Consider the following 26566-nt stretch of genomic DNA (forward strand, 5'->3'; position numbering starts at 1 on the left):
AGTACAGTTATTAAAGAGACGTGCAAATTTCATAGATACATGTAAGCGACCGAATACACGGCTCTGAGGAGAGTGTCGTTCGGTCGCTTCATGACATTACACAAGAAGGATGAGAATCATGTCAGAGACGAATGGGTCCAGAGCATACGCCCCTTTTACAGAAGTGGATCAAGCAATAGATTGGATTAATTCCTTAATTCCATTCGGTATTCGCCCAGGTCTAGAGCGGATCGAATTGATGATGGAGCGGCTTCAGCATCCCGAGCGGAGGCTGAAGTTCATTCACGTAGCTGGCACGAACGGCAAAGGTTCGACCTGTGCCATCTTGACGAGCGCCCTGATGGCGGCGGGTTATGATGTGGGCACATTCACGTCCCCTTACATTGAGAAATTCACGAATCGCTTTAAATACAACAACGAAGACATTTCTGACTCGGCATTAGTGGAATTAGCCAATCAAATTCGTCCCATCGTACAGGACATTGCACAAACATCGCTTGGTTCTCCTACGATGTTTGAAGTGTCTACGGCTATTGCCATATTGTTCTATGCGACAGTGTGCTATCCGGATGTAGTGGTGCTGGAGACGGGGCTTGGCGGCCGCTTGGATGTGACGAATATTGTCACGCCAATCGTATCCGTAATTACGAATATTGGCCATGATCATATGGATATTCTTGGAGATACAATTGATAAGATTGCTTTCGAGAAGGCAGGTATCATCAAGCCTGGCGTACCTGTAGTAACCACGGTAGAGCAGCCTGAGGCATTGGATGTTATTCGTGCTAAGGCAACTGAACGCCAAGCTACGCTGTATGCGCTGAATGAAAAGTTTAGCTTCGAACGGACACACGCGATCGAAAATGAACAAGTTTTTGCTTTTCACGGTCCTTTTCGTGATGTTGAAAAAGTGGTTATCACGCTGAATGGAGCACATCAGTTGAAAAATGCGTCGCTTGCGCTTATGACGCTGGAAGTGCTGCGTCAGTACATGGCATTTGTCATCGACGATGAACAGCTTCTGCAAGGGTTCCGGCAAGCGGCATGGCCAGGACGTCTGGAAATGCTCCGGGAGCAGCCGAGGCTGCTTGTTGACGGGGCGCATAACCCAGAAGGCGCTGAGACGCTTGCACAAGCACTGAGGGATACGTATCGCTTTGATCGCTGTCATATCATGATGGGGATGCTGTCCACCAAGCATCATCGAGATGTCCTGCGTCATATACTACCCTTAGCGGATACTTTACTTATTACGGAACCTGATTTTCGTAAGAAAATGGATGCGGAGGATCTCGCGCGGTTGGCTGAAGATGTGCTGGGGTCTGATTCAAAACGTCCGCATATCATCATAGAACCAGATTGGCGCCAGGCGCTGGCCCAGTTACAAGGAATGACAGCACCAGGCGACCTGGCTGTTGTTACAGGTACTTTATATTTAATATCTGACGTGCGTTCGCATGTTCTTTATCAAACAGATTCTCAAAAAGGCTGGTGAGTTCGTGTTGAATACGATGAAACATATTCATTTTATCGGCATCGGGGGCTATGGCATGAGCGCTATTGCTCGTGTAATGCTGGAAATGGGATACACGGTCACCGGATCGGATGTAGCTCAACAAGATTTGACGGAAAAATTACGGGCTAAGGGAGCTACAATTCATATTGGTCATCATGAAGCTTATGTAGGAGATGCAGATACTGTAGTATACTCTACGGCGCTTCCGAAGGATAATGTGGAGCGTGTAGCGGCAGAAGCACGCGGTATTCCCGTGCTCCATCGTTCTGAAATGCTTGCTCGCCTACTAAATGCGAAAAAAGGTGTCGCAGTAGCGGGTGCGCATGGCAAGACTACCACATCCTCTATGATCGCATATGTATTGGAACGATGTGGCGTAGACCCGTCCTTTATCATTGGCGGAGAAGTCACAAACCTGGGGACCAATGCAAAGGCGGGTACAAGTGAGTTTGTAGTAGCAGAAGCGGATGAGAGCGACGGCTCATTTTTAGCGTATCATCCACATGTTGCTGTCGTAACGAATATTGAAGCTGACCACCTTGAAAATTATGGGGGCGACTTTGAGCGTTTAAAAGCTGCTTATGTGCAGTTTTTAAGTCAAGTAGAAGCGGGCGGAACTGCTGTCGTGTGTAAGGATGATAAGATTATCCGCGACATGATCCCGGCTATTACAAGTAACGTTGTCACTTATGGCCTTGAAGCAGGGGCGGATTATACAGCTGTAGATATTACAGCGCGAGACCGTTTTATGTATTTTACGATGAAGCGCGGCGATGAAGTGCTTGGGCAAGTAGAATTGTCCATTCCAGGCAATCATAATGTATTAAATGCAATGGCAACGTTAATTGTAAGCATGCAAGCAGGGGTAGCTTTTGCAGATGCAGCAGCGTCTATTCGGGACTTCACAGGTGCGAAGCGTAGGTATCAGATCATCGCAGAACACAAGGACGTGCTGGTGATTGATGATTACGCACATCATCCAACAGAGATTGAAGCAACTCTTGTGGCGGCGAAGGCGACGGGCAAGCGTATTGTTGCTGTGTTCCAACCGCAGCGGTACTCTCGAACTTATTTCTTGTTTGAACAGTTCAGTCAAGCGTTCGGAGACGCTCAGGAGGTTATCATAACAGACATCTATTCTCCTGCGGGCGAGAAACCAATCGAAGGGGTACACGCTTCTACGCTGGTTGATCGGATTCGAGAATTGAGTAATGCGAATACTCACTATATCCCAACGAAGGAAGAGGTGCAGACCTATCTTGAAAAGCACATTCAACCTGGGGACATGGTATTGACTATGGGAGCAGGCGATATTTGGCGGGTGGCCTATCATTTGGCAGAGTACCTGAGATCTGAATAGTATAGATATCGCATAAAGGGGCCGTCTCCTTCACCGTTAAAGTGGAGGAGACGGCCCCTTTGCGTGTCTTGTAAGCGATATGGGTTGTCCGTTGACAAGTTTGGGTGCGGTACGGGAAACCAACGTCCTGATCGTGGATGAATCATCGCTAAGAAAACACAAGTTGCCCTCATCATTGCCCACTATGAGAGTGCGGGTAAAAGAAACAGCCTTCCGTCTGAACTGTGGTTTCCATGCTGATGGACACTACACATTTCAATCATGAAGGCCGCTCTATACTTATCCGTACAGGAGTTTCCGTTCGTTCATTCCTCTGTTATCCCCTGTTCTTGCGAGAACCGCCGCACACCAGCATGCATCGAATCAATGTTGACTGCTGGTGCCCCTCCCCTCCCGGTCCTCGTACATCATATGAGAGGTTCAGAGAATTAGTATGAGCCATTGCACAACGGCAAGCGCGTGTTTTTCTGAAACGTGGATAGGAGGGATGTTCTATTCCATATGAATCTATCATATAGCTAATAGTAAACAAGCGGACAAGGATGGTGGCTTATATGGGACAGCATTCCAGAAAAATGACATTTCGGTTTCCGGAACAGGCGGACGACTCTTATACACGTGAAATGAATCCTATTGAAGCGGATAAAAAACTGGAAGAGGAGGCTGCTAGTTCAGTTCAGTGGAGTGAATGGCAGCATATTGATATTCAAGGTGATCAGGATAAACGAAAGACGGAGCAGGTTCTGCTTAATAACGAGACTCCATCTACATCTGAAAGCAAGCTTGAACATACTGCGTTATCGCAGACAGAGCTCGTTAGCGCGGCTGTACTATTTCCAGATGGTGCAGGTTACGAGAAAATAGAATCAGAGACAGATCGTATCGAACGATCCATTCGTGAGCTAGATTCGTCCCCTGCGGCGGTTTTCCTTGAGCCCCCTATGTATGATCCGGCAGCACAATCGGCTACCACAGAAGGAGAATGGCGGTATGAGCAGCAAGCAGACTCAGATGCGGTTGTCTATACGCAGGCTCGCAGCCGCAAGCCTTCACTGCTGAAAATTGCCGGCTCTGTAGCTGGTGCAGTCGCAACCGGTGCCCTGTTTGGCTTTCTGGCCTTATCTTTGTTCAAGGGGGATGTGACACTGCCTAGTGTGGACCAGGCTGTGCCAGCCATGGCCCAGTTGGGCAAAGATGCAGGCTCGAACAACGGTGGCCATACATCAGGAAGTTTGCCAATCGTAGGTGATACGGGCGGGCAGACGAATGGGGAAGAGCCTTCAAAAGATCAGGCGAATTTCCCTGTGGCTGCAATTCATATCCCAGCAAGTATTTCATATGTTCTTCAGTATGGTGTATTCAGTCAGGCTGAGGGCGCCCAGACGGCGGCAGAAGAACTGCGGAAATTAGGCTTGGCAGCAGTAGATGCAGAAGGGGAAGGACAGCATCGAGTCTATGCGGCAATAGCGGAGAAAAGAGATGATGCGATGGTGTTAAGCAACGCGCTCAAAGAAAAGCAGATTGATTTGTATGTACGTACCATTGAGCGTCCAGAGATTACAAAAATCGCATTTGAAGGAAAAGCGGAGACACTGGAATTGTTTATGAAGCAGGGGGATGTTGTAAGGCAGTGGTTAATCCGTCACTCTTCAGCAACGCTTCAACAGGGGGATTTGGCTGCATTTGACAATACAAGCATGAATGAGCTGCGGACAGAACATCTCCGCTGGACTCAATCAGGAGAAAAACTTCAGAAACAGCTAAGCAAACAAACATCAGAAGTATGGGTAAAACTGGTTCAATCCATGAATACAGCGATTACAGCAGTTAATGAGTACAACAAAAAGCCTGCTGCAGCGCATTTGTGGAGCATCCAGCAATCTTGTATCCAATATATGATGTTGGAACAGGACTGGTTGAAACAGATGAAAGCCTGATATAATAAAGATGTGTGCTTTGCCCCGGTGCAGCCGGGGCTTTTTTCTATCGCTATATTCGGTTATTCTAATAAGTAGGCTCAGGTAGCGTTTGTCAAGCTGAGAGATAGGACGTATAATAAAGAAAGGTGTCAAAAAATGGAGAACATTCAACAAAACAATCATGTTTTGCCGCTTCTTGTGCTTGCATCCTCTTCACCGCGTAGACAGGAACTGATCCAGACGTTTGGTTTGCCATATGTGGTTGAACCAAGTGATGCGGATGAATCACTGGAGGAGCATTGGACTCCGCAAGACACAGTAGAGCAACTTGCCTTGCGTAAGGCAAGTACAATTGTAGAGATACGGCAGGCTCGTAGAGATGAAGGGATTGTCATCGGATCGGATACTGTCGTAGTGCATGATCGTATGATTCTAGGTAAACCGCATGATGATTCGGATGCTTTTCGGATGTTGAGCATGCTTCAAGGAAAAGCACACGATGTGTTTACAGGCGTTGCTTGTATCGATGTTCGTACCGGTAATACGCTAGTTCGCCATCGTCACACGCGTGTGTGGATGCGGCATTTGAACAATGCCCAGATAGAACGATATATTGCATCCGGGGAGCCTCGGGACAAAGCAGGCTCGTATGGCATTCAGGGATTGGGAGCGACTATAGTCGACCGCATCGAAGGTTGTTACTTTAATGTAGTTGGCTTACCTGTGTCGCTGCTCGCAGAGATGTTAACTGCCTTTGCCATCGAGAAGCCATAGTCTGCACAGCAGAAATTGTGCAGCAGCGCCTGACGGGGTATAGAGTTTGAAGCCAGCTAATAGGATAATTATGATCTATAAGCAGCTTCCCGGAGAGGAGATAGAGGAATGGCGCATAGCCCTTTGCTTCGCGACCTTCCCCTCGAAGAACGTCCTAGAGAGCGCATGATGAAAGCGGGGGCCGAAGCATTAAGCCACGCTGAATTGTTGGCTATATTGCTTAGAACGGGAACAAAGAATGAATCTGCGGTGTTAGTTGCACAGCGGGTAATGAATCGGATTGGCAGTCTTAGCCGGTTGGCGGACCTGTCTCTCATAGAATTGACACAAATTCGCGGCATTGGTACTGCCAAGGCGCTTGAGCTCCAGGCATGTCTGGAGCTTGGCCGCAGGATGGCAAGAAGCCGTATGCTGGAGACTGCGTCGATCAGACGCCCACAAGATGCTGCCGAGCTTGTTATGGAATCGATGCGTCATCTGAAGCGTGAACATTTTGTTTGCATTTATTTGAATACGAAGAATCGTGTTCTCGCGCAAGAAACGATATCAGTGGGCACATTGGATGCTTCGCTGGTCCATCCACGTGAAGTGTTTCGGTCAGCTATCAGGCACGGAGCGGCTGCGCTTATCTGCATACACAACCATCCGAGCGGGGATCCGACGCCAAGTCGTGAGGATATCGAGATAACGCGCCGACTTATTGAAGCAGGTGAACTGGTCGGCATCGAAGTGTTGGACCATCTTATTATTGGCGATAACCAATATGTGAGTTTGAAGGAACAGAGCCTCGTGTAATATAATATTTGAGATCGTAGGAACTATAAAGGAGATTAACATCATGCTAGGTGGTTTTACAAAAGATTTAGGAATTGATTTGGGTACTGCAAATACATTAGTCTATGTACGTGGAAAAGGTATCGTCGTACGCGAGCCGTCTGTGGTCGCAATTCGTACGGATACGAAGACAATTGAAGCTGTCGGTGAGTCGGCAAAGAAAATGATTGGCCGTACGCCTGGAAATATTCGTGCGATTCGTCCGATGAAGGACGGCGTAATTGCCGATTTTGATACAACAGCAACCATGATTAAATATTTCATTCGTCAAGCGCAGAAGCAGCGATCATTGTTTCCGCGTCATCCAAACGTCATGGTGTGCGTACCGTCTGGCATTACGGCGGTTGAGCAGCGTGCTGTTGAAGATGCAACGAAGCAAGCGGGAGCTCGTGAAGCATATACGATTGAAGAGCCATTCGCAGCTGCAATCGGTGCGGACTTGCCTGTATGGGAACCGACAGGCAGCATGGTAGTCGATATTGGCGGCGGCACAACGGAAGTTGCAGTTATCTCGCTTGGAGGTATCGTAACAAGCCGTTCTGTGCGTGTGGCTGGGGATGAGATGGATGAATCGATTATTCAATATATTAAGCGCCAATATAATCTGATGATTGGTGAGCGTACATCAGAACAGCTGAAGATGGAGATCGGTTCGGCGCTGCCGCTTGAACAGACGGAAACGGTGGAGATCCGTGGACGTGATCTTGTGACGGGCCTGCCGAAGACGCTGTCTATTTCTTCCAATGAGATTACAGATGCGCTTGCGGATACAGTAAGCTCTATCGTTGAGGCTGTTAAGGTGACATTGGAAAAGTGTCCGCCTGAACTTGCGGCCGACATCATGGACCGCGGCATTGTATTGACAGGTGGGGGCGCTCTTCTGCGCAATCTTGACAAGCTGCTTGCACGTGAGACGGGCATGCCGGTCATTGTGGCGGAGAATCCTTTGGATTGCGTAGCGATCGGAACAGGACGCGCGCTAGACAATATTCATCTTTTCAAATCCCGCAGCAGTTCGGCACTTCGTTCTAAGCGATAAATCTTAAGGTGATACCATATGGTCTGCGTCAGACACGTTCCACTGACGCCGACCATAACCATAGAACCGGGAACGAGACTGCAATACGATGAGAAGGTGTTGACACTGTTTAAGCTGTTAGGCAACAAGCGTTTATTTATATTAATGGCAGGACTTATTCTTTTTATTGCGCTTATGGGCTTTACGCTAGGTACGCGGGGGCAAGTGTCATGGCCGGAGAAGTTTGTACATGACACCGTTACCTTTGTGCAGCAGATGTTCTATAAGCCGGCAGCAGCCATTTCCGGTTTTGTTGATGATGTCTCCAACTTAAAGAAGACGTATGAAGAGAATGAACGGCTGAAGATCGCACTAGCCCATTATACGCGCGATAAAGGTTTCTACAATGCAGTAGCCGACAAAAACAAACGTCTGATGGAAGATCTAAAGTTTACCGAACGGCAGAAGCAATCCAATCTTCCTTATGATTACCGTATTGCACAGGTTACATCTATTAACGTAGCTGATCCTTTTAACCAGACTCTGAACATTGATTTGGGTGAGAAGGATGGTATTAAACAGGGACTGCCCGTGATCGCCGTTGAGGGTGTAGTAGGGATGATTAGTCGCGTATATGAATTTTCCTCAACTGTTCAGCTGCTAACTAATCTGGATGATTCCTCGCGTTCCATTGCAGCCACTGTACTTGGCCAGGAGAAATCATTTGGTATGATCGAATCGTATGATCATAGCACGGGTACGTTTGTGATGACCCGTATTGCAGAAGGTGATCCGCTTAAAGAAGGGGATACTATTGTATCTTCGGGACTAGGAGGCGTCTTTCCTAAAGGGCTTATTCTTGGTACCGTTATAAAGCGTGAAGTAGGCGACTTTGGATTGACTTATACAGCCTCTATCAAGCCGGCTGCGACTTATCAGGACTGGCGTGAATTGTTTGTTGTTGTACCGCAAGGCACAGCAGCGGGGAATGAACAGGGGAATCCATAATGAATCGTAACTGGATGATCTTATTTATGTTGCTCCTGTTCTTTATTGAGGGAGCGTGGCTGCCTTTTCTCATACCAGATGAATGGAAAGTACGCATTATTCCGCAATTTGTCTTTATCATTGTGCTCTACCATGCGGTTTACAAACACCGACATACGGCACTACTGATGGGGCTCTGCTTCGGTTTGCTTCAAGATATCGTTTATTATGGACAAATGCTAGGCCCTCATACATTCAGCATGGGCTTTCTTGGATATTTCATAGGGCTCCTGTTCACAACACGGAATACCTCCATGGTTACGATGATGGTAATCTCAGTTATGGGCAGCTTTGCATATCAATCGATTGTGTTTGGTATTTACGCGTTGTTTAGCGTTCAACATCTCACCTTCAAATATGCTTTGATGGAGTATATGCTGCCAAGCTTAATTATTCAATTGCTCTTTGCCTTAATCGTGTATGTTCCTATGCGCAAGTGGTTTGATTCATCACCTGTGAACAATACCGCCGAGGAAGAAGAAGTCTAAGAGCCGTATCGGAGCATCTTTCCGGACGGCTTCTCTCATTTTTCTTCCTTGTTTTGTGAAGTTGTGCAGGAACTTGTCTCATTCGTAACGAAAAAGATAACGTTGGGAGGGACGAACGATGACGGCCAAGTCACTGGTGACGATTAAAGGTGTCAAAGACGGTCTCGTGTTCCTGCTTGACGATCAAAGTGATTTTGATGACTTGCTGCGTGATTTGCGCGACAAGCTTGAGCATACACCTCATTTTTTTAATGGACCAATTGTGTATGTCGATGTCAAGTTGGGGGCTCGCTCTGTAAATGACGAGCAAAAGACTGAAATATTAGATGTATTGAGACAAAGAGGGAATTTGCTCATTCGCTCTCTGCAATCGGACGATGAATCGAAGCAGCAAGAGACAGGCTATCAGATTCACACGATAACGGGAATGATTCGGTCTGGCCAGGTGCTGCGTTATGAAGGAAACTTGCTGTTTCTAGGTGACGTGAATCCTGGCGGAATGATTGTGAGCACAGGGGACATCGTCGTATGCGGCGCATTGCGGGGAACAGCCCATGCTGGTGTTGATGGTGAAGTTAACGCAGTTATCGTTGCTTCCTTATTCGCGCCTACGCAATTGCGCATCGCGGATGTAATCAGCAGGCCACCCGATGAATGGGGTATAGCACAGACCCATATGGAATATGCCTATGTTCATAACGGACAGATGCAGATTGATAAAGTATCACATCTACATCGCATTCGACAGGACCTCAAAATGTTCAAAGGAGTGTAGGATCATGGGAGAGGCAATTGTCGTTACTTCGGGTAAAGGCGGCGTTGGCAAGACAACAACGTCAGCGAATCTAGGCACAGCGCTTGCTTTGCTCGGCAAAAAAGTGTGTATGGTCGATACGGATATCGGACTCCGTAATCTGGATGTGGTGATGGGGCTTGAGAACCGGATCATTTACGATATTTGTGATGTGGCAGATGGTCGCTGCCGCTTGAATCAAGCTTTAGTCAAGGACAAGAGGTTTGACGAGCTTTACATGCTGCCAGCAGCACAGACTAAGGATAAACTTGCTGTCTCACCCGAACAGGTAAAGGATATCGTGCTAGAGCTTAAGAAAGAGTTTGAATATATTATTATCGATTGCCCGGCAGGAATCGAGCAGGGCTTCAAAAATGCAATCGCTGGTGCAGATCACGCGATAGTCGTCACTACGCCGGAGAATGCGGCTGTACGTGATGCAGACCGGATTGTCGGCCTATTGGAAAGTGCTAATCTGTCTTCTCCAAAGTTGGTTGTGAACCGTATTCGACCGAATATGGTGAAGAGCGGTGACATGCTGGATATCGATGATATTTTGCAGGTTCTTAATATCGATTTGATCGGTATCGTTCCGGACGATGAATTTGTCATCAAGGCTGCTAATTCAGGTGAGCCGACGGTAATGAATCCAGATTCAAAGGCTGCAATCGCTTATCGCAATATTGCGCGTCGAATTTTGGGGGATACAGTCCCACTCATGCCGCTTCATCAGAAAAAAGGGATGATGACCAAGATGAAGAAGTTTTTTGGAATGGGATGATTAAACGTTGCTGAACAAGATTAAGCGAATTGACTGGGTTATTGTCGGGATATTGATTTGTTTTGCGGTGTTCAGTCCGCTAGTTATTCATAGTGCCACTCATGGCGATCCTACTTTCCAAGGATTAGCTATCAAGACAGTAGTACTTTATGGGATCGGCATCGTTGTAATGTTTGCTGTATCGATATTCGACTACAGATTGCTGCTAAAGTCGTGGCCTATTACGATGGGAGTTACAGTACTGCTTCTGATAGGTTTATTCTTTGCTGGATCAACATTGAATAATGCCGTGGGCTGGTATCAACTTGGAATGTTATCATTTCAACCTGCCGAGCTGGCCAAAATTACGTTAATTTTAGCATTGGCGCAATTATTGGGGAGAAGAGGCGGCGACCCGCTTTCCTTTACGAGGGATTTACTTCCGATTATTGGTGTAACATTAGTGCCATTTGCACTTGTTGTTGTTCAGCCTGACTTGGGGAACGCGGTGATCTATGTCGTGATTCTGATTGGCATGTTGTGGATCGGGGGCGTAAAATATCGTCACGTGCTTATTGCGGCTGTATTAGCTGTTGTTATGCTGCTTGGAACTTTTTTTGCATTTAAGGATTTTAACGATACGACACGTTACTTCTTTAAAGACGTTCTTAAGCATGAGCAATGGTTTATACGGATCGATACACTAATTAACCCACAAGATGCAACAAAGGATGCCAAGCACCAATCGGAATATGCTATGATTGCGATCGGTTCCGGAGGATTAACGGGTGATGGCTACATGCAAGGGGAATTAAAGCGGAGAAGCTTCGTGCCTTATACGTATTCAGATGCCATTTTTGTCGTTATCGGCGAGGAATTTGGATTCCAGGGCGCATCTATACTGCTGCTGCTATATTTTTTGCTTGTATATAGGATGATCTTAATCGCCTTTCAGTGTTATGACCTGCGCGGGTCATATATGATCATCGGGATCGTATCTATGTTTGTGTTCCAAATATTTGAGAACATTGGGATGATGATCGGTATTATGCCTGTGACGGGTATTACGCTGCCATTTATCAGCTACGGAGGTACGTCTCTAGTACTGAACCTGGCATGTATGGGTATGGTCATGAGTATTCGCATCTATCAAGAGAAATATCAATTGGATACGTAGAGGCGGCATTAATGTCGCTTCCTTACAGGAGACACTTCGTGCTTACAACTGCTTGCAGTAGAAAGCCGGAGTGTTATTTTGTATGCGCAGCTAATAGCTTTGCGCTGTGATAGCGGGTCATGCTCATAACTCCCTTCAGCTTGTCATACATATAGCTACAAGAAGCAAGAGGACAAGGGTAGGGGGAGAGATCACATGAAAGCAGATATACGCAAGCGCAGACAAGAGCGAATTCGTCAATTGACTCTAGGAGATGTAGAAAGAGCAGAAGGGGTGCGAGATCGAAGTCAAGCTGCACCTTTGACAATCAAGCAGAAGCAGTCTGTTGAACCATTACCCTCAGCTCACAGACCGATGATGGATGGGACGCCTAATATACCTGGTGATGATATCGAGGATCCTGAAGAGGCTTGGAGAGCATCCAGGCAGCAGTGGGGAGAGCGCTATGGCTGGTATGAATCGACAGCCCCCCCTGTTCGGGGCCGATTTGTTCGTTCTGTACGACTGCAGCTGGCGGGTGCAGTGTTGTTATGTGTTTGCGTGGCCGCTATATTGCGTATTTCTACACCTTGGACAGATTCGGCAAGTGTCTGGGTGAAAAGCGCACTCACTCAAGACATGAATATGGCCCCAATTGCTGCATGGTATGAAGCAACTTTTGGAGGGTCACCAGCGTTTATTCCTATATGGAACAATCAAGCTGAACAAGCCCAGGAGATGCAATCTAGACATCAGCTTGGTCGACCGCTAGAAGGGACCGTGGTTCAGCCTTTTGCGTTGAATTTGAAGGGGATTGAGCTAGCATCAAAGACAAGCGATACTAGTGTGCACGCAGCAGCTACAGGTAAAGTAATGGACATTACACGCGATCCTGAAGCCGGTACAACTGTGCTTGTTCAGCACACAGACGGTTATACGTCAATCTACGGACGACTGGAGATGTCCCATGTCAACGTTGACGATTGGCTGGAATCAGGCGAGGTGATTGGATCAATCGAAAAGTCTTCATCTCTCGATCGTCCAGCAACCCTTTTCTTTGCGATTAAAAAGAATGGTCAATATGTGGACCCTGCGGATGTGATCGATATTGATTAAATGGGGAGGCACAACTTATTCCTTGCACCCTTTATTTGTCCTATTGCTTGCTTTGTCTGCGATCACTGGGCACATTCTAGAATTGATCACTTTGTTCTCTATTGTTCTCATTCATGAGATGGGGCATGTTGTTACTGCCAAATGTCTAGGCTGGAGCATTGACGATGTTAAATTACTTCCATTTGGCGGAGTGGCGGAAACGAAGGATGGCGCCATCGCACCTGCTTGGCAGGAATGTCTGGTTGCTGCTGCCGGACCTTTGCAAAATGGTCTTATGATTGTTATCGCTTATGGTTGTTATACGGTGGGATGGTGGGAGCAGACCTGGACTTCGTATTTTATTCAGGCAAATACCCTTATCGGATTGTTTAATTTGCTTCCCATTCTTCCACTAGATGGAGGAAGAATCATACAAGCGGCCTGCGGCAGGTGGATCAGTTATTATCGAACACTTGTAATCGGAGTATGGACGAGTATAGTCAGCAGTGTGCTGCTGGGCATTTATGCACTTGTGCCGTTAGCAACTGGCGGAGCGCTTAATTTGAATGTGCTTGTACTGGCTCTTTTTTTATTATGGACTAATTGGGTGGATCGTCGTCATATTCATTACCGATTTATTCGTTTTTTAATGAACAGGCCACTTCGTTTACGAGAGTGGGAACGGCGAATCAGCATCGCCCAGCCTATTATTGCAGATGGGAAGAGGCCGCTGTCACGTGTGTTGAAGTTGTTGCGTCGGGATATGTATCATCTTGTCTATGTGATGGGGAATAACGGTGCAATTCAGCGCGTAATCCCTGAACAACAGTTAATAGACACTTACTTTGATCAGCATAAGAAAGATGCGGAATGATCGGGAACAGTCCTTGTTATTCAAGCAAACCAGATCACAATTTATTTTATAGGCTAACTTGGGGCGTTCCATAAACCGACATGTCCAACGCTTCCTTCTTCATGTTACAATGGGAGATGACGCGCTTGAGTAGAGGTGATGCCATGAAACAAATAATCGTTCACTGTGAGGAACAAGTGACGCAAATGGCGTTGTTAGAGCAAGGACGACTGAGAGAATTTGCAGTTGAACGCGCCGCGGGAACCCTGATCGTCGGCAGCTTTTACAAAGGTCGCGTTGTGAATGTGCTTCCGGGCATGCAAGCAGCTTTTGTGGATATCGGACAAAAGAAGAACGCATTCTTATACGTAGACGATTGCTTGCATCCCCATTTAGAGAAGCAGCCAAAACAGAAACCTCCGATTACAAGTTTGCTTCGTGTTGGGCAAGAACTCATCGTACAAGTGATGAAGGAACCCCTTGGCGGCAAAGGTGCCAGAGTGACGACACACTATTCTTTGCCGGGCCGTTTCGTCGTATATATGCCGAGCGCGGATTATGTCGGTGTATCCAAGAAGATTGAGCAAGATTCGGAACGGAATCGATTAAAGCATCTTGGTGATGCTCTTCGCAGAGACGAAGAAGGCATTATTATACGTACAGTGGCTCAAGGGGAAGCTGCCGAAACATTGGAAACGGATATTCAGTCTTTACGTGAGCAGTGGAGCCGGATACAAGCCGGGACACTCCATGCTGATGCGCCATCGTTGTTGCACCATGACTTAAATATGGTTGAGCGTCTAATACGGGATACGTTTTCGCATGATGTGGATGAACTGCTGATTGATGATGAACAGCAGGCGAAACAGGTCATATCCTATGTTCGTACATTTGATCCGGGACTAGGCGACCGTGTTCGGATTTACCGTGAACGGGAACCGATATTCAAAAGATACCGTGTAGCTGAGCAGTTAGATCGAGCTTTTATGCGCAAGATTTGGCTGCATAGTGGAGGTTATCTTGTCTGGGACCACACAGAGGCGCTAACTGTCGTAGACGTAAACACAGGCAAATATACCGGGACGAGCCATTTAGAGGAAACGGTGTACTTAACCAATATGGAAGCGGCTGAAGAAATTGCGCGTCTTATCCGTTTGAGGGACGTCGGGGGCATTATTATTGTTGACTTTATTGACATGGAATCTGAGGAGCATCGTCAGCAGGTAGTGAATCAGCTGGAGCAGACGATGAAGAAAGATCGTACCAAATGCCTGGTTGTAGGGTGGACTAAGCTTGGATTACTAGAGCTTACAAGGAAGAAAGTGCGTGATCATGTTATGAATCGCCTGTACACCAGTTGTCCAACCTGTGAAGGGACAGGCAAGAAGCAAGCATCACTTCCACCTCTGTAATTGAGAAATTATTATATTGATTTCCATTGGAAGGTGTGTTAGAATCATCAGGTATGTGTCTAGTATTCGTTGCTGCACACATGCTGTAACCGCTCGGAACGGGTACATAAGTATAACGGCTTTAGCTGTTATCACCTGATTAGGCGAGTCTGAGACATGAGGAGGTGCAACACAAATGTACGCAATTATCGAAACAGGTGGCAAGCAGTACAAAGTTCAACAAGGCGATGTATTATACATCGAGAAGTTGGATACTGCTGAAGGCGAGAACGTAACATTCGACCGTGTATTGGCAGTGTCCAAAGACGGAGGTCTAGTTACTGGCGCTCCAGTGGTAGAAGGTGCAGCTGTTACGGCGAAAGTTGAAAAGCATGGAAAAGGCGCGAAAATTATCGTGTACAAGTACAAAGCTAAAAAGAACTACCGTCGTAAGCAAGGCCATCGTCAACCTTACACAAAAGTGACAATCGAGAGCATCAAAGCATAAGAGGTGCGGGTATGATACGCGTATCTATACGGCGTAAGCCGAACGGGATAATCGACAGCTTTAAGACTGCAGGCCATGCGAATTACGCTCCTCACGGAGAGGATATCGTGTGTGCTGGAGTATCAGCTGTAACGGTAGGTACCGTTAATGCGATTGAAGCGCTGACAGGTATTAAGCTGAAGTGCAAGATGAAGGACGGCTTTCTCAGCGGGCAAGTACCCGATGTGAAGGATGTACGGAAGTCTGAGCAAGTTCAGCTGCTGTTGGAGTCGATGATCATTAGTTTGAACACAATTGAAGATTCATACGGAACGTATCTTCAAATACAAGATTTGCAATGAACAAGGAAAAGGAGGTTGACATCATGTTGAAATTGAACCTTCAGTTGTTCGCATCCAAAAAAGGTGTAGGTTCCACAAAGAACGGACGGGATTCCCATTCCAAACGTCTTGGTGCGAAACGTGCAGACGGTCAAGCAGTTACCGCAGGCAGCATTTTGGTGCGTCAACGCGGAACGAAGATTCACCCAGGTAACAACGTTGGTATCGGTAAAGACGATACGCTGTTCGCGAAAGTGGAAGGCGTCGTTAAGTTCGAACGTTGGGGTCGCGATCGTAAGAAAGTGAGCGTCTACCCAGTAGTAGTTGCAGAAGTTGCAGCAGCTGTGGAAGCATAAGACGTTACCTGTAAACCCTCGGCATGATGCCGGGGGTTTTTTAATAATTTAAAAGCAAGCTTCGTTTTGATAATCAGCATGTTACGGTTTAATGGCGGCAAGACAAGCTTCATGGCGTAGGCAGCATTTTTGGACGGTTCCGCCAAGACATGTTATACTTACTGGTGGAGTTTGTACATATTTTGGAAATGGGGCGAGGAGCATATCATGAGGAGAACCTTTATGATGCAAGCGGTCAGTTCCCTTATGGGTCTGGGATGCGCAATTGCACTTATCGGTTGGGATATGTCGCTGCTGTGGCGTATAATCACTGCTCTGCTACTCATCATAAGCATATGCACGGGCGTCATGAGTTATTATAGGGAACGAATGCGTCAGCATGAGCGATTGATCCGGTCAGCACATCTAGGTGCTCTTGAGCTGATGAATCATCAACGACATGATTGGATGAACGATCTTCAGTTGCTTTACGGATATGTAAGGCTGAACAAAATTGATAAATTGCCACATTGTGTGGAAACGATAAAGGCAAGGATGATGGAAGAAAGCCGCATTGCGAAGCTTGGTTTTCCTGAGTTGGTCTTGTTTCTACTACAGAACCGTGTATCAGGTGGTACGATGCCGCTTCAAATTCGGCTAACAGAGCAGATTGAGTTAGATCGGATCGGCTTGTCGACAAGTGGTGAGCAGCTGACGGAGCTGATCATTCAGATCGTACAGACGTTTAGACTTGCGCCAAAACAGAACGATGAAATAATGGAGCTGCAATTGCAGCTGATTCATGAATCAAATGAGCTTATTATTCGTTGTGAGTATGAAGGAAAACTGCTTCAACCGGACGAAGTGGCACGACAATTGAAACAGACGGCAACTGAACGCGGCGTGCGGCTGGAGCAGTTGTCAACGAAGCAGCATGACAACGGTATACACATTTATCAATGGATAATACCTTGCATGACAGAATGAGGTGAAGCACCATGTTTGTAGATAAAGCGAAGATTTATGTAAAGGGCGGAGACGGTGGAGATGGTCTCGTAGCGTTCCGTCGTGAGAAATATGTGCCGAACGGGGGGCCGGGCGGTGGTGATGGCGGTAATGGCGGTGACGTAATTTTCCGTGTCGATGAAGGGTTGCGGACGTTGGTTGATTTCCGTTATCAGAAGCACTTTAAGGCTCAACGTGGAGAAAAGGGACGCAACAAATGTCAGCACGGCGCTAACGCAGACGACATGATTGTTCGTGTTCCCCCCGGTACTGTTGTTGTTAATGACGATACACAAGAAGTGATAGCAGATTTGACTCGTCATGGTCAAGAGGTTGTCATTGCAAAGGGTGGACGCGGTGGACGCGGTAACATTCGATTTGCGACACCAGCTAACCCAGCTCCGGAGATTGCTGAGCATGGGCAAGAAGGGCAAGAGCGCTGGGTAGTGCTGGAGCTTAAAGTAATGGCAGATGTCGGACTTGTCGGATTCCCGAGTGTAGGGAAGTCAACGTTGTTGTCGGTGGTCTCATCTGCCAAGCCTAAGATCGGTGCCTACCACTTTACGACGATTACCCCGAATCTGGGTATGGTTGAAGTGGGAGACGGCCGCAGCTTTGCTATGGCAGATCTTCCTGGTCTTATTGAAGGAGCACACACCGGGATTGGGCTTGGACATGAGTTCTTGCGCCACGTTGAACGTACGCGTATTATTATCCACGTCGTGGATATGGCCGGAACAGAAGGGCGAGATCCGTTTGAAGACTGGATGAAAATCAACGACGAGTTGAAGCAATATAATGCGAAGCTGGCTGAACGCCCGCAGATTGTAGCTGCTAACAAGATGGATATGCCTGAGGCGGAAGAATATTTGGCTGCTTTCCGTAAGCAAGTTCAAGAAGTAATGCCTGATATCGAGATTATGCCAATCTCGTCGCTTACTAGAGAAGGCATACAAGAACTGCTTTACAAAGCGGTAGAGAAGCTGGATCAACTGCCGACTGCACCTGAGCTTGAAGAGGTTGCGGAAGTGGAAGAACGCAAGATTTATCGTCTGGAGAAGAAGGATGAGCCGCAGTTTACGATTCGTCGCGAAAACGAGACATATGTCGTTGAAAGTGAAGCAATCGAAAATATGCTGAAACGTCTGCAAATGAATTCTCATGATGCAATCCTGAAGTTTGCCCGTACACTGCGCCGCATGGGTGTAGATGATGAGCTGCGCAAACGCGGGGCGAAGGATGGTACAATTATTCGCATTGCCGATTTCGAATTCGAGTTTGTTGAAGGCAGCAGCTACTACTAATTTTTAACGCTTGTTTGAACAGCCCTGCACCCCTGTTGGTGCCAGGGCTGTTGTTATGAGCAGCAATGGTTCTTTAAGTATGTTGTATAGATTTCTACTTGAGCCTTGTATCCGTGTATAATAACAAAGGACAAGGCGAAAATGAACAGGAGGTTCCTATGAAGAGAATACCTTTACAGCAGCGTGGACTTGCAACGAGCCGCCTGATTTTAGGCTGCATGCCTTTTGGTGGCAGCTGGGATCGCGAGCCCATTTCGCAAGAAGATGTGTTAAAAGCGGAGCGAGCAGTGGATGCAGCGCTGTCGATTGGCATTAACATGTTTGACCATGCCAATATCTATACTATGGGCAAGGCGGAAGAAACGTTTGGCCGTATTTTAAAGGGACGCCCGCAGCTGCGTGAGCAGATGGTCATTCAGTCCAAATGTGGTATCCGGTTTGCAGAAGGTGATGTACCTGGACGGTTTGATTTTTCTAAAGAACATATTTTATCGTCTGTAGATGCTACACTGGGACGTTTGGGAATTGATTATTTGGATATTTTGCTTCTGCACCGTCCGGATCCTTTAATGGAACCAGATGAGGTGGCAGAAGCATTTGGCCATTTGAAAGCAGCGGGTAAGGTGAAGTATTTTGGTGTATCCAATATGAGCGCATCTCAAATCAAGTTCTTGCAGCGCTCACTCCCGGATCAGCTAGCGGTGAATCAGTTAGAGATGAGCCTTGGCCACCTGCATTGGCTGGATCAAGGGGTTCATGTGAATCAGCAGGCGGGAGTTAATGTTAATTTTGCCGAAGGGCTTATGGAATATTGTCAGATGGAGCGTATTCAGATTCAAGCTTGGGGACCACTTGCTCAGGGCCGCTTTACTGGCCGCTCCACAGAAGGAGAGCCCGCGCATGTACAGCAGACTGCAATGCGGGTTCAACGTATGGCTGCAGAGAAGGAGACAACGCCAGAAGCTATTGTTCTCGGTTGGCTAATGAAGCATCCGGCAGGGATTCAGCCGATTATCGGTTCTGCTAATGCAGACCGTATTCTGGCTTGCGAGGCGGCTGAAGAGCAGGCGAGGCTGATGTCGAGGGAAGAGTGGTATTCACTTTATGTAAGTTCTCGTGGACAGAACATGCCATAAGTTTGTTTACGTTATGTGATGAAGGTCGATTCGACTGATTTTTAACAATTTCTTCATATGTGTAATAAGAGAGAGGCCTTGGAAGCGATTCTGAGGCCTCTTTTGTGATAAAAACGTGAAAATTCGCATTTCTTAAGTCGGAATTCGTGTATAATGAATGCTAACTTTGACGAGAGCCTATTGCCATACCTGCTATCATTCGTTATAATGTCCTCTATGTAGAAACAAAAGTCTTTATATGGAGGACTATTCATGGCGGAACGATATTACTTGGTGAGAGAAGACATATTGCCTGAGGCAGTAGTCAAGACCGTTAAAGCGAAGCAGCTACTAGCAGCAGGTGAAGTGAAGACGGTCCATGAAGCAGCGGAACGTGTAGATCTAAGCAGAAGTGCTTTTTATAAATATAAGGACGGTATCTTTCCGTTAAATCAACTTGAGCGCGAACGTATCGTGACGATTTCAATGGACTTGGACCATCGTTCTGGTATTTTGTCGAAGGTATTGGGATCAGTTGCTAATTTTGAAGGAAATGTACTCACGATTCACCAGACGATACCGCTTCAAGGAATTGCAAATGTTGTCTTATCAGTAGAGACATCGCTTATTGCAGAGCCTTTTGGTCAAATGCTTGATATGCTGCGAGATATCCCCGGTGTGAAACGTGTAATGGTAATAGGGCAAGGTTAATAGGCGTATCAGGGTCATCAAGAAAGGGAGGAACGTGGATGAAACCAATTAATGTAGGCTTATTAGGATTAGGAACAGTAGGTACAGGTGTTGTTCGAATTGTAGAGGGGCACCAGGAAGATCTAAGCAGTCAGGTTGGATCCACGATTCACATTCGCAAAGTGCTTGTGAAGGACTCACTCAAACAGCGTAACCTTAAGGTTAATGAAGAGATGCTGACAGAGAATCCATGGGATGTCATTAATGACCCAGAGATTGATGTTATTGTCGAAGTGATGGGTGGCATCGATCCTACGAAGCAATACATTTTGGAGGCCTTGTCTCAAGGCAAGCATGTCGTTACTGCGAATAAGGACTTGATGGCTCTGCACGGTCCTGAAATATTAGAAAAGGCACGTGCGCATAAATGTGATGTCTATTATGAAGCCAGTGTAGCTGGTGGTATTCCGATTATTCGTACGTTGATGGAAGGCTTCTCATCAGATCGGATCAAAAAGATTATGGGGATCGTCAACGGCACAACGAACTTCATCCTTACGAAGATGAGTCAGGAGGGGGCTGCTTACGCGGATGTGCTGAAGGAAGCGCAATCGTTAGGTTATGCGGAATCTGATCCAACTTCTGATGTCGAGGGACTTGATGCTGCACGCAAAATGGCGATACTTGGAACGCTAGGTTTCCATACGAATGTTGGATTGGAAGATGTGGAAGTACGAGGCATCTCCCAAGTAAAGAAAGAAGATATCGCGTATGCGAAGCGTCTGGGTTATGAAATGAAGCTGCTTGGTATCGCAGAACGGCAGGATGACCAAATTAGTGTTGTTGTGCAGCCGACTATGGTAAGTACAACTCATCCGCTTGCGTCTGTTAATGGTGTATATAATGCAGTCTACGTATATGGAGAGGCCGTAGGGGAGACGATGTTCTATGGTCCTGGAGCAGGTGAAATGCCGACCGCTACTTCTGTGGTCGCAGACCTCGTGGCGGTCATCCGCAACATCCGCTTAGGAGTGACAGGACAGACTGCACATCATGTGTATAAGGAGAAGAAGCTGAAGTCAGACGACCAGATCGCTTATAAAAATTTCATCCTGTTGGACGTTCATGATAAAGCGGGTGTTCTGGCTCAGATCACACAAGTGTTTGCGGAGTTTGACGTCAGTCTGGAGTCGGTGGTGCAGCAGCCTAATCCTCATAATCCGGATGCCGAGATTATTATCATTACACATGAGGCGAATCAGGCCAGTATGAAGAGAGTGTTGGAGCATTTTAAGAGCCTGGATGTCATCAAATCAATTAAAAGTGCTTATCGTGTAGAGGGATAACCAGGGTTAACCTCTTACACCTTTAACGTTATATAGATCAACACAATATATATTGGATATGGGGGACTCACGAATGAGATATATGGGCTTGTTGGACACGTACAAATCCTATTTGCCGGTCAACGAATCAACACCTTTGATTACGCTTCATGAAGGGAATACCCCTCTGGTGCGTGCGGAGAGATTGTCCCAAGAGCTTGGCATTGATCTTTATTTTAAATATGAAGGCTTAAATCCGACAGGATCCTTTAAAGATCGTGGCATGGTGATGGCAGTGGCCAAAGCGATGGAAGAAGGCAGTCGTACCATTATGTGCGCTTCCACAGGCAATACTTCAGCGGCAGCTGCGGCATATGCAGCTCGTGGCGGACTAAATTGCATTGTACTCATCCCGAATAACAACATTGCACTCGGGAAATTGGCGCAGGCTATGATTTATGGGGCAAAAGTGATTGCGATCGAAGGTAATTTTGACCGTGCACTGGAAATTGTGCGAGAAATTACAGCAAAGAATCCCATTACGCTCGTTAATTCCGTGAACCCTTATCGAATTGAAGGACAGAAAACGGCAGCATTTGAAGTGTGCGACCAGTTGGGTGATGCACCTGACGTGTTGGCAATTCCAGTAGGAAACGCCGGTAATATTACGGCTTATTGGAAAGGATTCAAGCAATATTATGAAGCAGGCAAGTCAAACAAACTGCCAAAGATGATCGGATTCGAGGCGGAAGGATCGATGGCGATTGTAAAAGGCGAACCTATTCGTGAGCCGGAAACAGTAGCAACGGCGATCCGAATTGGCAATCCGGCAAGTTGGAAAACAGCCGTTGAAGCAGCAGAGCAATCCGAAGGACAGATTAACTTTGTGACGGATGAGCAGATTTTAGCTGCGTATCAACTGCTCGCTGCTAAAGAAGGTATCTTTGCTGAGCCGGCATCTGCGGCTTCACTTGCAGGTGTGATTAAGCTGCACCAGGAAGGTTATTTCAAAGGCGGGGAATCGGTCGTATGCGTATTGACAGGTCATGGCTTAAAGGATCCTAATATTGCGATCAAGACTGCAGCAACCGAGCCATTGGTCGTACCTGACACTGAGGAAGCCGTAATGGAAGCTATTCGACAGCTAGAGGGTGAATAATGATGCTGCAGCAACAAGGTGTCTTGGTGAAGGTGCCTGCAAGCACAGCCAATCTCGGGCCAGGCTTTGATTCGTTAGGCATGGCGTTATCTCTGCACTTATGGGTAGGGATGAAGCCGGCAGAGCGCACGCAAGTAAGATTACATGGGCCTGAGTTGACCGGCATTCCTACAGATGAGACTAATTTAATTGTTCAGATTGCCAAGCGTGTATTTGTCGAGGCCGGTGTCCCGGTCATACCGCTTGATGTGGAAGTATATAGTGAGATCCCGCTGACACGAGGACTTGGCAGTAGTGCTTCTGCAATAGTAGGTGCGCTCGTAGCAGCCAACGCGTTAATTGGGCATCCGTTGTCACAGCAGCGACTGTTTGATATGGCAACCGCAATTGAACGTCATCCTGATAATGTGGGCGCATCCTTATATGGCGGCATTGTTGTAGCCGCCTGGGATGGACAGCGTGCCAGCGCGATACGTGTTGAGCCTCATGAGGCTCTGGGAACCGTTGTGGCGATACCGCGGTTCCATCTGGAGACGAAGGCAGCACGACACGTATTGCCCAAACAGATAAGCATGGCGGATGCTGTATACAACATTAGCCGCTCTTCATTGCTAGTTGCAGCGTTGTGTACCGGAGACTTTGCCCAGCTTTCATTTGCAATGAAGGACAAGCTCCATCAGCCTTATCGAGCCCCGCTTATTCCAGGTATGTCTAAGCTGTTGGAAGAGGCTGTACAGCATGGGGCTTACGGCGCTGCGTTAAGTGGAGCAGGTCCGACGCTAATTGCATTTACGGACAAGCAGCACGAGCCTTCAGTATTGGTGTCGTTTATGCGGGATACGTTAGCTGAGCATGGCGTGGAAGCCGACGTGTTCCAACTCTTGCCGTGCTCTGAAGGTGCGTTATGCCTAAATGCGGCGGCAGAGGAGATCAGATCTGTAATCCCATCTTCATAGTGGAAGATAGTTTAGAGTTGTGACAGGAAATTGAAAAAGGAGTTAGCAGTCCATGGCTCGTATTGCTGTATTACCAGAAGGCAGCGTCTCACATGAGGCTGCCGTGTATTTGCTAGGACCCGATCATGAATTTGTTCATTATAAATTAATTTCCGATGTGTTTAGAGCAACAGCTGATGGCATAACGGAATATAGCGTCATCCCAATCGAGAATACGATAGAAGGTTCGGTTAACCTTCATATGGATTGGCTCGTGCATGAAGTGGATTTGCCCTTTCAGGTTGAATGGGCTTTTCCATCCATTCAGAACTTGATTGGTCGGCAAGAAGAAGTAGGCCACGATTGGTCTCGTATTCAAAAAGTGTTATCGCACCCTGTTGCGATGGCGCAGTGCCTGCAGTTCTTGCGGAACAACTTGCCGCATGTGGAACAAGAGTCCGTAAGCAGCACTTCTGAGGCAGTCCGAATGGTTAAAAATAGCCCAGGGCAAGGTCTGGCTGCGATAGGGACTTTATTGGGAGCAAAAACACATCAATTAGACGTGCTTGCCGAGCAGGTAACGGACCATGACAACAATTTTACAAGATTCGTATTGGTTGGCAATCATCCGATTGTTGCAGATGAGCACGCACTGAGAAAGACAACGATGCTGATTATGATGCCAGAAGACTTCCCGGGAGCGCTGCACCAGGTGCTGGCTGCGTTTGCCTGGAGAAAGATCAACTTGTCCCGCATTGAATCCAGACCAACAAAGCGCAAGTTAGGCAATTATTATTTCTATATGGATATTGAAATGCCGCTAGATGCTGTGCTTCTACAGTCAGCTATTGCAGAAATTGAAGCATTGGGCTTTCAAGTGCGCATTTTAGGAAGCTATCCAAGCTATTCCTCTGAGACATGGGTTCATGGGGATTCACTCAACCTGGAGGTGTAATGATGACACAGTTGATTTATCTTGATGGTCAGTACGTAACTAAAGAAGAGGCTAAAGTCTCCGTATACGATCACGGTTTTTTGTATGGTGACGGTATATTTGAAGGGATCCGTATATATGAGGGTAACATTTTTAAATGCAAAGAGCATTTGGAACGTTTATACGATTCTGCAAAGTCCATCATGCTGGACATCCCGTTGACAATAGAAGAAATGCAGAATGTGTTGGTCGAGACGATTCGCCGCAATCAATTGCGGGATGGCTATATTCGGCTAATTGTATCGCGTGGTGCTGGCAACTTGGGTCTTGATCCACTTCGTTGTCCTAAAGCAAGTATCATTATCATTGTCGAGCAATTGGCGATTTACCCAGAAGAAGCATATCGTAATGGGTTGCGTACAGTATCGGTATCACAGCGTCGAAATATTCCGGATGCATTAAATCCGAAAATCAAATCATTAAATTATTTAAATAATATTTTGGTCAAAATTCAAGCAAACCTGGCAGATGTCGGCGAAGCGATTATGTTGAATGCTCAGGGGTATGTAGCTGAGGGTTCTAGTGATAACATCTTTATCATCAAGAAAGGGGTTGTATATACACCTCCTTGCTACTTGGGCGCTCTAGAAGGTATTACGCGAAATACGATTATCGACCTTTGTGCAGAGCTTGGTTATAAGTTGAAAGAGGAGCCATTCACGCTTCATGATGTGTACGTGGCTGATGAGGTGTTCTTTACGGGAACGGCGGCAGAAGTTATAGCGGTTCGTGAAGTGGACGGTCGTATTGTAGGGAATGGACAAGCTGGTCCAATTACGCTGCAGCTGCTGAAAAGATTCCGTGAAGTTGTGCCTCAAGATGGTATTAAAGTGTACGAATAACGAGTACTGGTAACTAGAACGTACTGTATGTTGTTGCCTATTGGCTGATGGAGATCCTCCCGTATGTAGACGGGAGGATTTTTTTGTGTAAAAGGATGTCAAAAGCCTAGAAACCGCATAGGATGTATTAATTGATATGCGGGCGAATGTCCAGAATGAAGAGACAAAGGGTAAGTGCGAATGCTTTCGAAGCGAGTTTTGCTTCGTATTACTTTTAGGAGGTTACAACTCGTGAAAATTCATATCGTGAAAAAAGGCGAATCTCTTTATTCATTATCTCAGAAATACGGGGTATCTTTAGACACACTCATTTCGATGAACCCTCAACTGAGCGACCCGAACAAGCTGGATGTAGGGATGAAGGTTAAAGTTCCATCTACTGTACACTCGACAGGCGGTTATGAAATTGTCCATAAGCATGTCGTAAAAGAAGGCGACACGATGTGGAAGTTGGCTAAAGCGTGGGGAATTCCACTGCAAGCGATGATAGCAGCCAATCCGCAACTCAAAAACCCAAATGTATTTCTTATCGGTCAGGTAGTTAATATTCCTAAAGTAACCATGGAACATTCGCACGCACATGGGCAATCAGAAGATCATTCAAATGAACAAGGCAGTGTCGGGTTGCAATCAGGCAAAGGGGGTATCTTACCAAGTAAGAAGGCAGCTGCAACGTCTCCGAAGCCTAAGCATGAACTGCTGAAACCAAAGGCTGAAGTCACACAGCCGCAGGCTCCGTCAGTGGTTCCGCCAACACCGGTTGCTCCTGCCAAGCCAAACGTCCCAGCGCCGACACCAATCTCGCCAAGCTCCAAAGGATCGAACCTAGCACCGACACCAATTTCGCCAAGCTCCAAAGGATCGAACTTAGCACCGACACCAATTTCGCCAAGCTCCAAAGGATCGAACTCAGCACCGACACCAATCTCGCCAAGCTCCAAAGGATCGAACTTAGCGCCGACACCAATCTCGCCAAGCTCCAAAGGATCGAACCTAGCACCGACACCAATTTCGCCAAGCTCCAAAGGAT

At 46.9% G+C, this 26566-nt stretch carries 27 protein-coding genes and 1 other annotated feature; all 27 genes read left to right on the top strand.

What is annotated here, in order from left to right; all coding sequences use genetic code 11:
- Positions 1-118 precede the first annotated feature (118 nt).
- Positions 119-1495 carry a bifunctional folylpolyglutamate synthase/dihydrofolate synthase gene (locus tag QP775_RS23240; RefSeq protein ID WP_285109134.1) on the top strand — a complete coding sequence of 459 codons (1377 nt, stop codon included), beginning with the start codon at positions 119-121 and terminating at the stop codon, positions 1493-1495.
- 7 nt (positions 1496-1502) lie between these two features.
- Positions 1503-2876, top strand: a complete 1374-nt coding sequence (murC, locus tag QP775_RS23245; protein ID WP_285109135.1) for a UDP-N-acetylmuramate--L-alanine ligase — start codon at positions 1503-1505, stop codon at positions 2874-2876.
- A gap of 554 nt (positions 2877-3430) precedes the next feature.
- A complete protein-coding gene (locus QP775_RS23250; protein ID WP_285109136.1) occupies positions 3431-4813 on the top strand; it encodes an SPOR domain-containing protein in 1383 nt (460 codons plus the stop codon).
- 138 nt (positions 4814-4951) lie between these two features.
- Positions 4952-5569 (top strand): Maf family protein, encoded by a 618-nt coding sequence (locus QP775_RS23255; RefSeq protein WP_239332722.1) that lies wholly within the window; start codon positions 4952-4954, stop codon positions 5567-5569.
- 108 nt (positions 5570-5677) lie between these two features.
- Positions 5678-6364 carry a RadC family protein gene (radC, locus tag QP775_RS23260; RefSeq protein ID WP_239332724.1) on the top strand — a complete coding sequence of 229 codons (687 nt, stop codon included), beginning with the start codon at positions 5678-5680 and terminating at the stop codon, positions 6362-6364.
- 43 nt (positions 6365-6407) lie between these two features.
- Positions 6408-7442 (top strand): rod shape-determining protein, encoded by a 1035-nt coding sequence (locus QP775_RS23265; protein WP_028543576.1) that lies wholly within the window; start codon positions 6408-6410, stop codon positions 7440-7442.
- A gap of 18 nt (positions 7443-7460) precedes the next feature.
- Entirely contained in the window at positions 7461-8429 is a 969-nt protein-coding gene (gene mreC / locus QP775_RS23270; RefSeq protein ID WP_275444782.1) for a rod shape-determining protein MreC, read from the top strand.
- Complete coding sequence (mreD, locus tag QP775_RS23275; protein WP_239332726.1) at positions 8429-8956, top strand: rod shape-determining protein MreD; 528 nt, start codon at positions 8429-8431, stop codon at positions 8954-8956. Before mreC ends, mreD begins: the two co-directional genes overlap by 1 nt.
- A 118-nt stretch (positions 8957-9074) precedes the next feature.
- Positions 9075-9731, top strand: coding sequence for a septum site-determining protein MinC (gene minC / locus QP775_RS23280; RefSeq protein ID WP_239332728.1), 657 nt, complete (start codon positions 9075-9077; stop codon positions 9729-9731).
- Positions 9732-9735: 4 nt separating this feature from the next.
- Entirely contained in the window at positions 9736-10530 is a 795-nt protein-coding gene (gene minD / locus QP775_RS23285) for a septum site-determining protein MinD (protein ID WP_028543580.1), read from the top strand.
- A 7-nt stretch (positions 10531-10537) separates the two neighbouring features.
- Complete coding sequence (locus QP775_RS23290) at positions 10538-11686, top strand: FtsW/RodA/SpoVE family cell cycle protein (RefSeq protein WP_239332730.1); 1149 nt, start codon at positions 10538-10540, stop codon at positions 11684-11686.
- 195 nt (positions 11687-11881) lie between these two features.
- Positions 11882-12781 (top strand): M23 family metallopeptidase, encoded by a 900-nt coding sequence (locus QP775_RS23295; protein WP_285109137.1) that lies wholly within the window; start codon positions 11882-11884, stop codon positions 12779-12781.
- Complete coding sequence (locus tag QP775_RS23300) at positions 12774-13634, top strand: M50 family metallopeptidase (protein WP_285109138.1); 861 nt, start codon at positions 12774-12776, stop codon at positions 13632-13634. Before QP775_RS23295 ends, QP775_RS23300 begins: the two co-directional genes overlap by 8 nt.
- A 143-nt stretch (positions 13635-13777) precedes the next feature.
- Positions 13778-15025, top strand: coding sequence for an Rne/Rng family ribonuclease (locus QP775_RS23305; protein ID WP_239332736.1), 1248 nt, complete (start codon positions 13778-13780; stop codon positions 15023-15025).
- A 77-nt stretch (positions 15026-15102) separates the two neighbouring features.
- Positions 15103-15186 (top strand) — a sequence feature (ribosomal protein L21 leader region).
- 14 nt (positions 15187-15200) lie between these two features.
- On the top strand, positions 15201-15512 hold the full coding sequence (gene rplU / locus QP775_RS23310; protein WP_028543585.1) for a 50S ribosomal protein L21: 312 nt from the start codon (positions 15201-15203) through the stop codon (positions 15510-15512).
- Between the two features lie 11 nt (positions 15513-15523).
- The gene (locus QP775_RS23315; RefSeq protein ID WP_239332738.1) at positions 15524-15853 is read left to right on the top strand and encodes a ribosomal-processing cysteine protease Prp; all 330 of its coding nucleotides are present in this window, start codon (positions 15524-15526) and stop codon (positions 15851-15853) included.
- Positions 15854-15876: 23 nt separating this feature from the next.
- The gene (gene rpmA, locus QP775_RS23320) at positions 15877-16188 is read left to right on the top strand and encodes a 50S ribosomal protein L27 (RefSeq protein WP_028543587.1); all 312 of its coding nucleotides are present in this window, start codon (positions 15877-15879) and stop codon (positions 16186-16188) included.
- 222 nt (positions 16189-16410) lie between these two features.
- Positions 16411-17154, top strand: coding sequence for a Spo0B domain-containing protein (locus QP775_RS23325; RefSeq protein ID WP_285109139.1), 744 nt, complete (start codon positions 16411-16413; stop codon positions 17152-17154).
- Between the two features lie 11 nt (positions 17155-17165).
- Positions 17166-18476 (top strand): GTPase ObgE, encoded by a 1311-nt coding sequence (gene obgE, locus QP775_RS23330; protein WP_239332742.1) that lies wholly within the window; start codon positions 17166-17168, stop codon positions 18474-18476.
- Between the two features lie 158 nt (positions 18477-18634).
- Positions 18635-19612, top strand: a complete 978-nt coding sequence (locus QP775_RS23335; protein WP_239332744.1) for an aldo/keto reductase — start codon at positions 18635-18637, stop codon at positions 19610-19612.
- 252 nt (positions 19613-19864) lie between these two features.
- Positions 19865-20302 carry an ACT domain-containing protein gene (locus QP775_RS23340; protein WP_028543591.1) on the top strand — a complete coding sequence of 146 codons (438 nt, stop codon included), beginning with the start codon at positions 19865-19867 and terminating at the stop codon, positions 20300-20302.
- A gap of 38 nt (positions 20303-20340) precedes the next feature.
- On the top strand, positions 20341-21627 hold the full coding sequence (locus tag QP775_RS23345; RefSeq protein WP_239332746.1) for a homoserine dehydrogenase: 1287 nt from the start codon (positions 20341-20343) through the stop codon (positions 21625-21627).
- Positions 21628-21700: 73 nt separating this feature from the next.
- Positions 21701-22765 (top strand): threonine synthase, encoded by a 1065-nt coding sequence (gene thrC, locus QP775_RS23350; RefSeq protein WP_285109140.1) that lies wholly within the window; start codon positions 21701-21703, stop codon positions 22763-22765.
- A 2-nt stretch (positions 22766-22767) separates the two neighbouring features.
- The gene (thrB, locus tag QP775_RS23355; protein ID WP_285109141.1) at positions 22768-23721 is read left to right on the top strand and encodes a homoserine kinase; all 954 of its coding nucleotides are present in this window, start codon (positions 22768-22770) and stop codon (positions 23719-23721) included.
- Between the two features lie 52 nt (positions 23722-23773).
- Positions 23774-24655 (top strand): prephenate dehydratase, encoded by an 882-nt coding sequence (gene pheA, locus QP775_RS23360; RefSeq protein ID WP_239332752.1) that lies wholly within the window; start codon positions 23774-23776, stop codon positions 24653-24655.
- On the top strand, positions 24655-25536 hold the full coding sequence (ilvE, locus tag QP775_RS23365) for a branched-chain-amino-acid transaminase (protein WP_285109142.1): 882 nt from the start codon (positions 24655-24657) through the stop codon (positions 25534-25536). Before pheA ends, ilvE begins: the two co-directional genes overlap by 1 nt.
- A gap of 231 nt (positions 25537-25767) precedes the next feature.
- The coding region (locus QP775_RS23370; RefSeq protein WP_285109143.1) for a LysM peptidoglycan-binding domain-containing protein at positions 25768-26566 on the top strand (799 nt) is incomplete at its 3' end.

The organism is Paenibacillus sp. UMB4589-SE434, assembly GCF_030226685.1.
Classification (GTDB): Bacteria; Bacillota; Bacilli; order Paenibacillales; family Paenibacillaceae; genus Paenibacillus_B.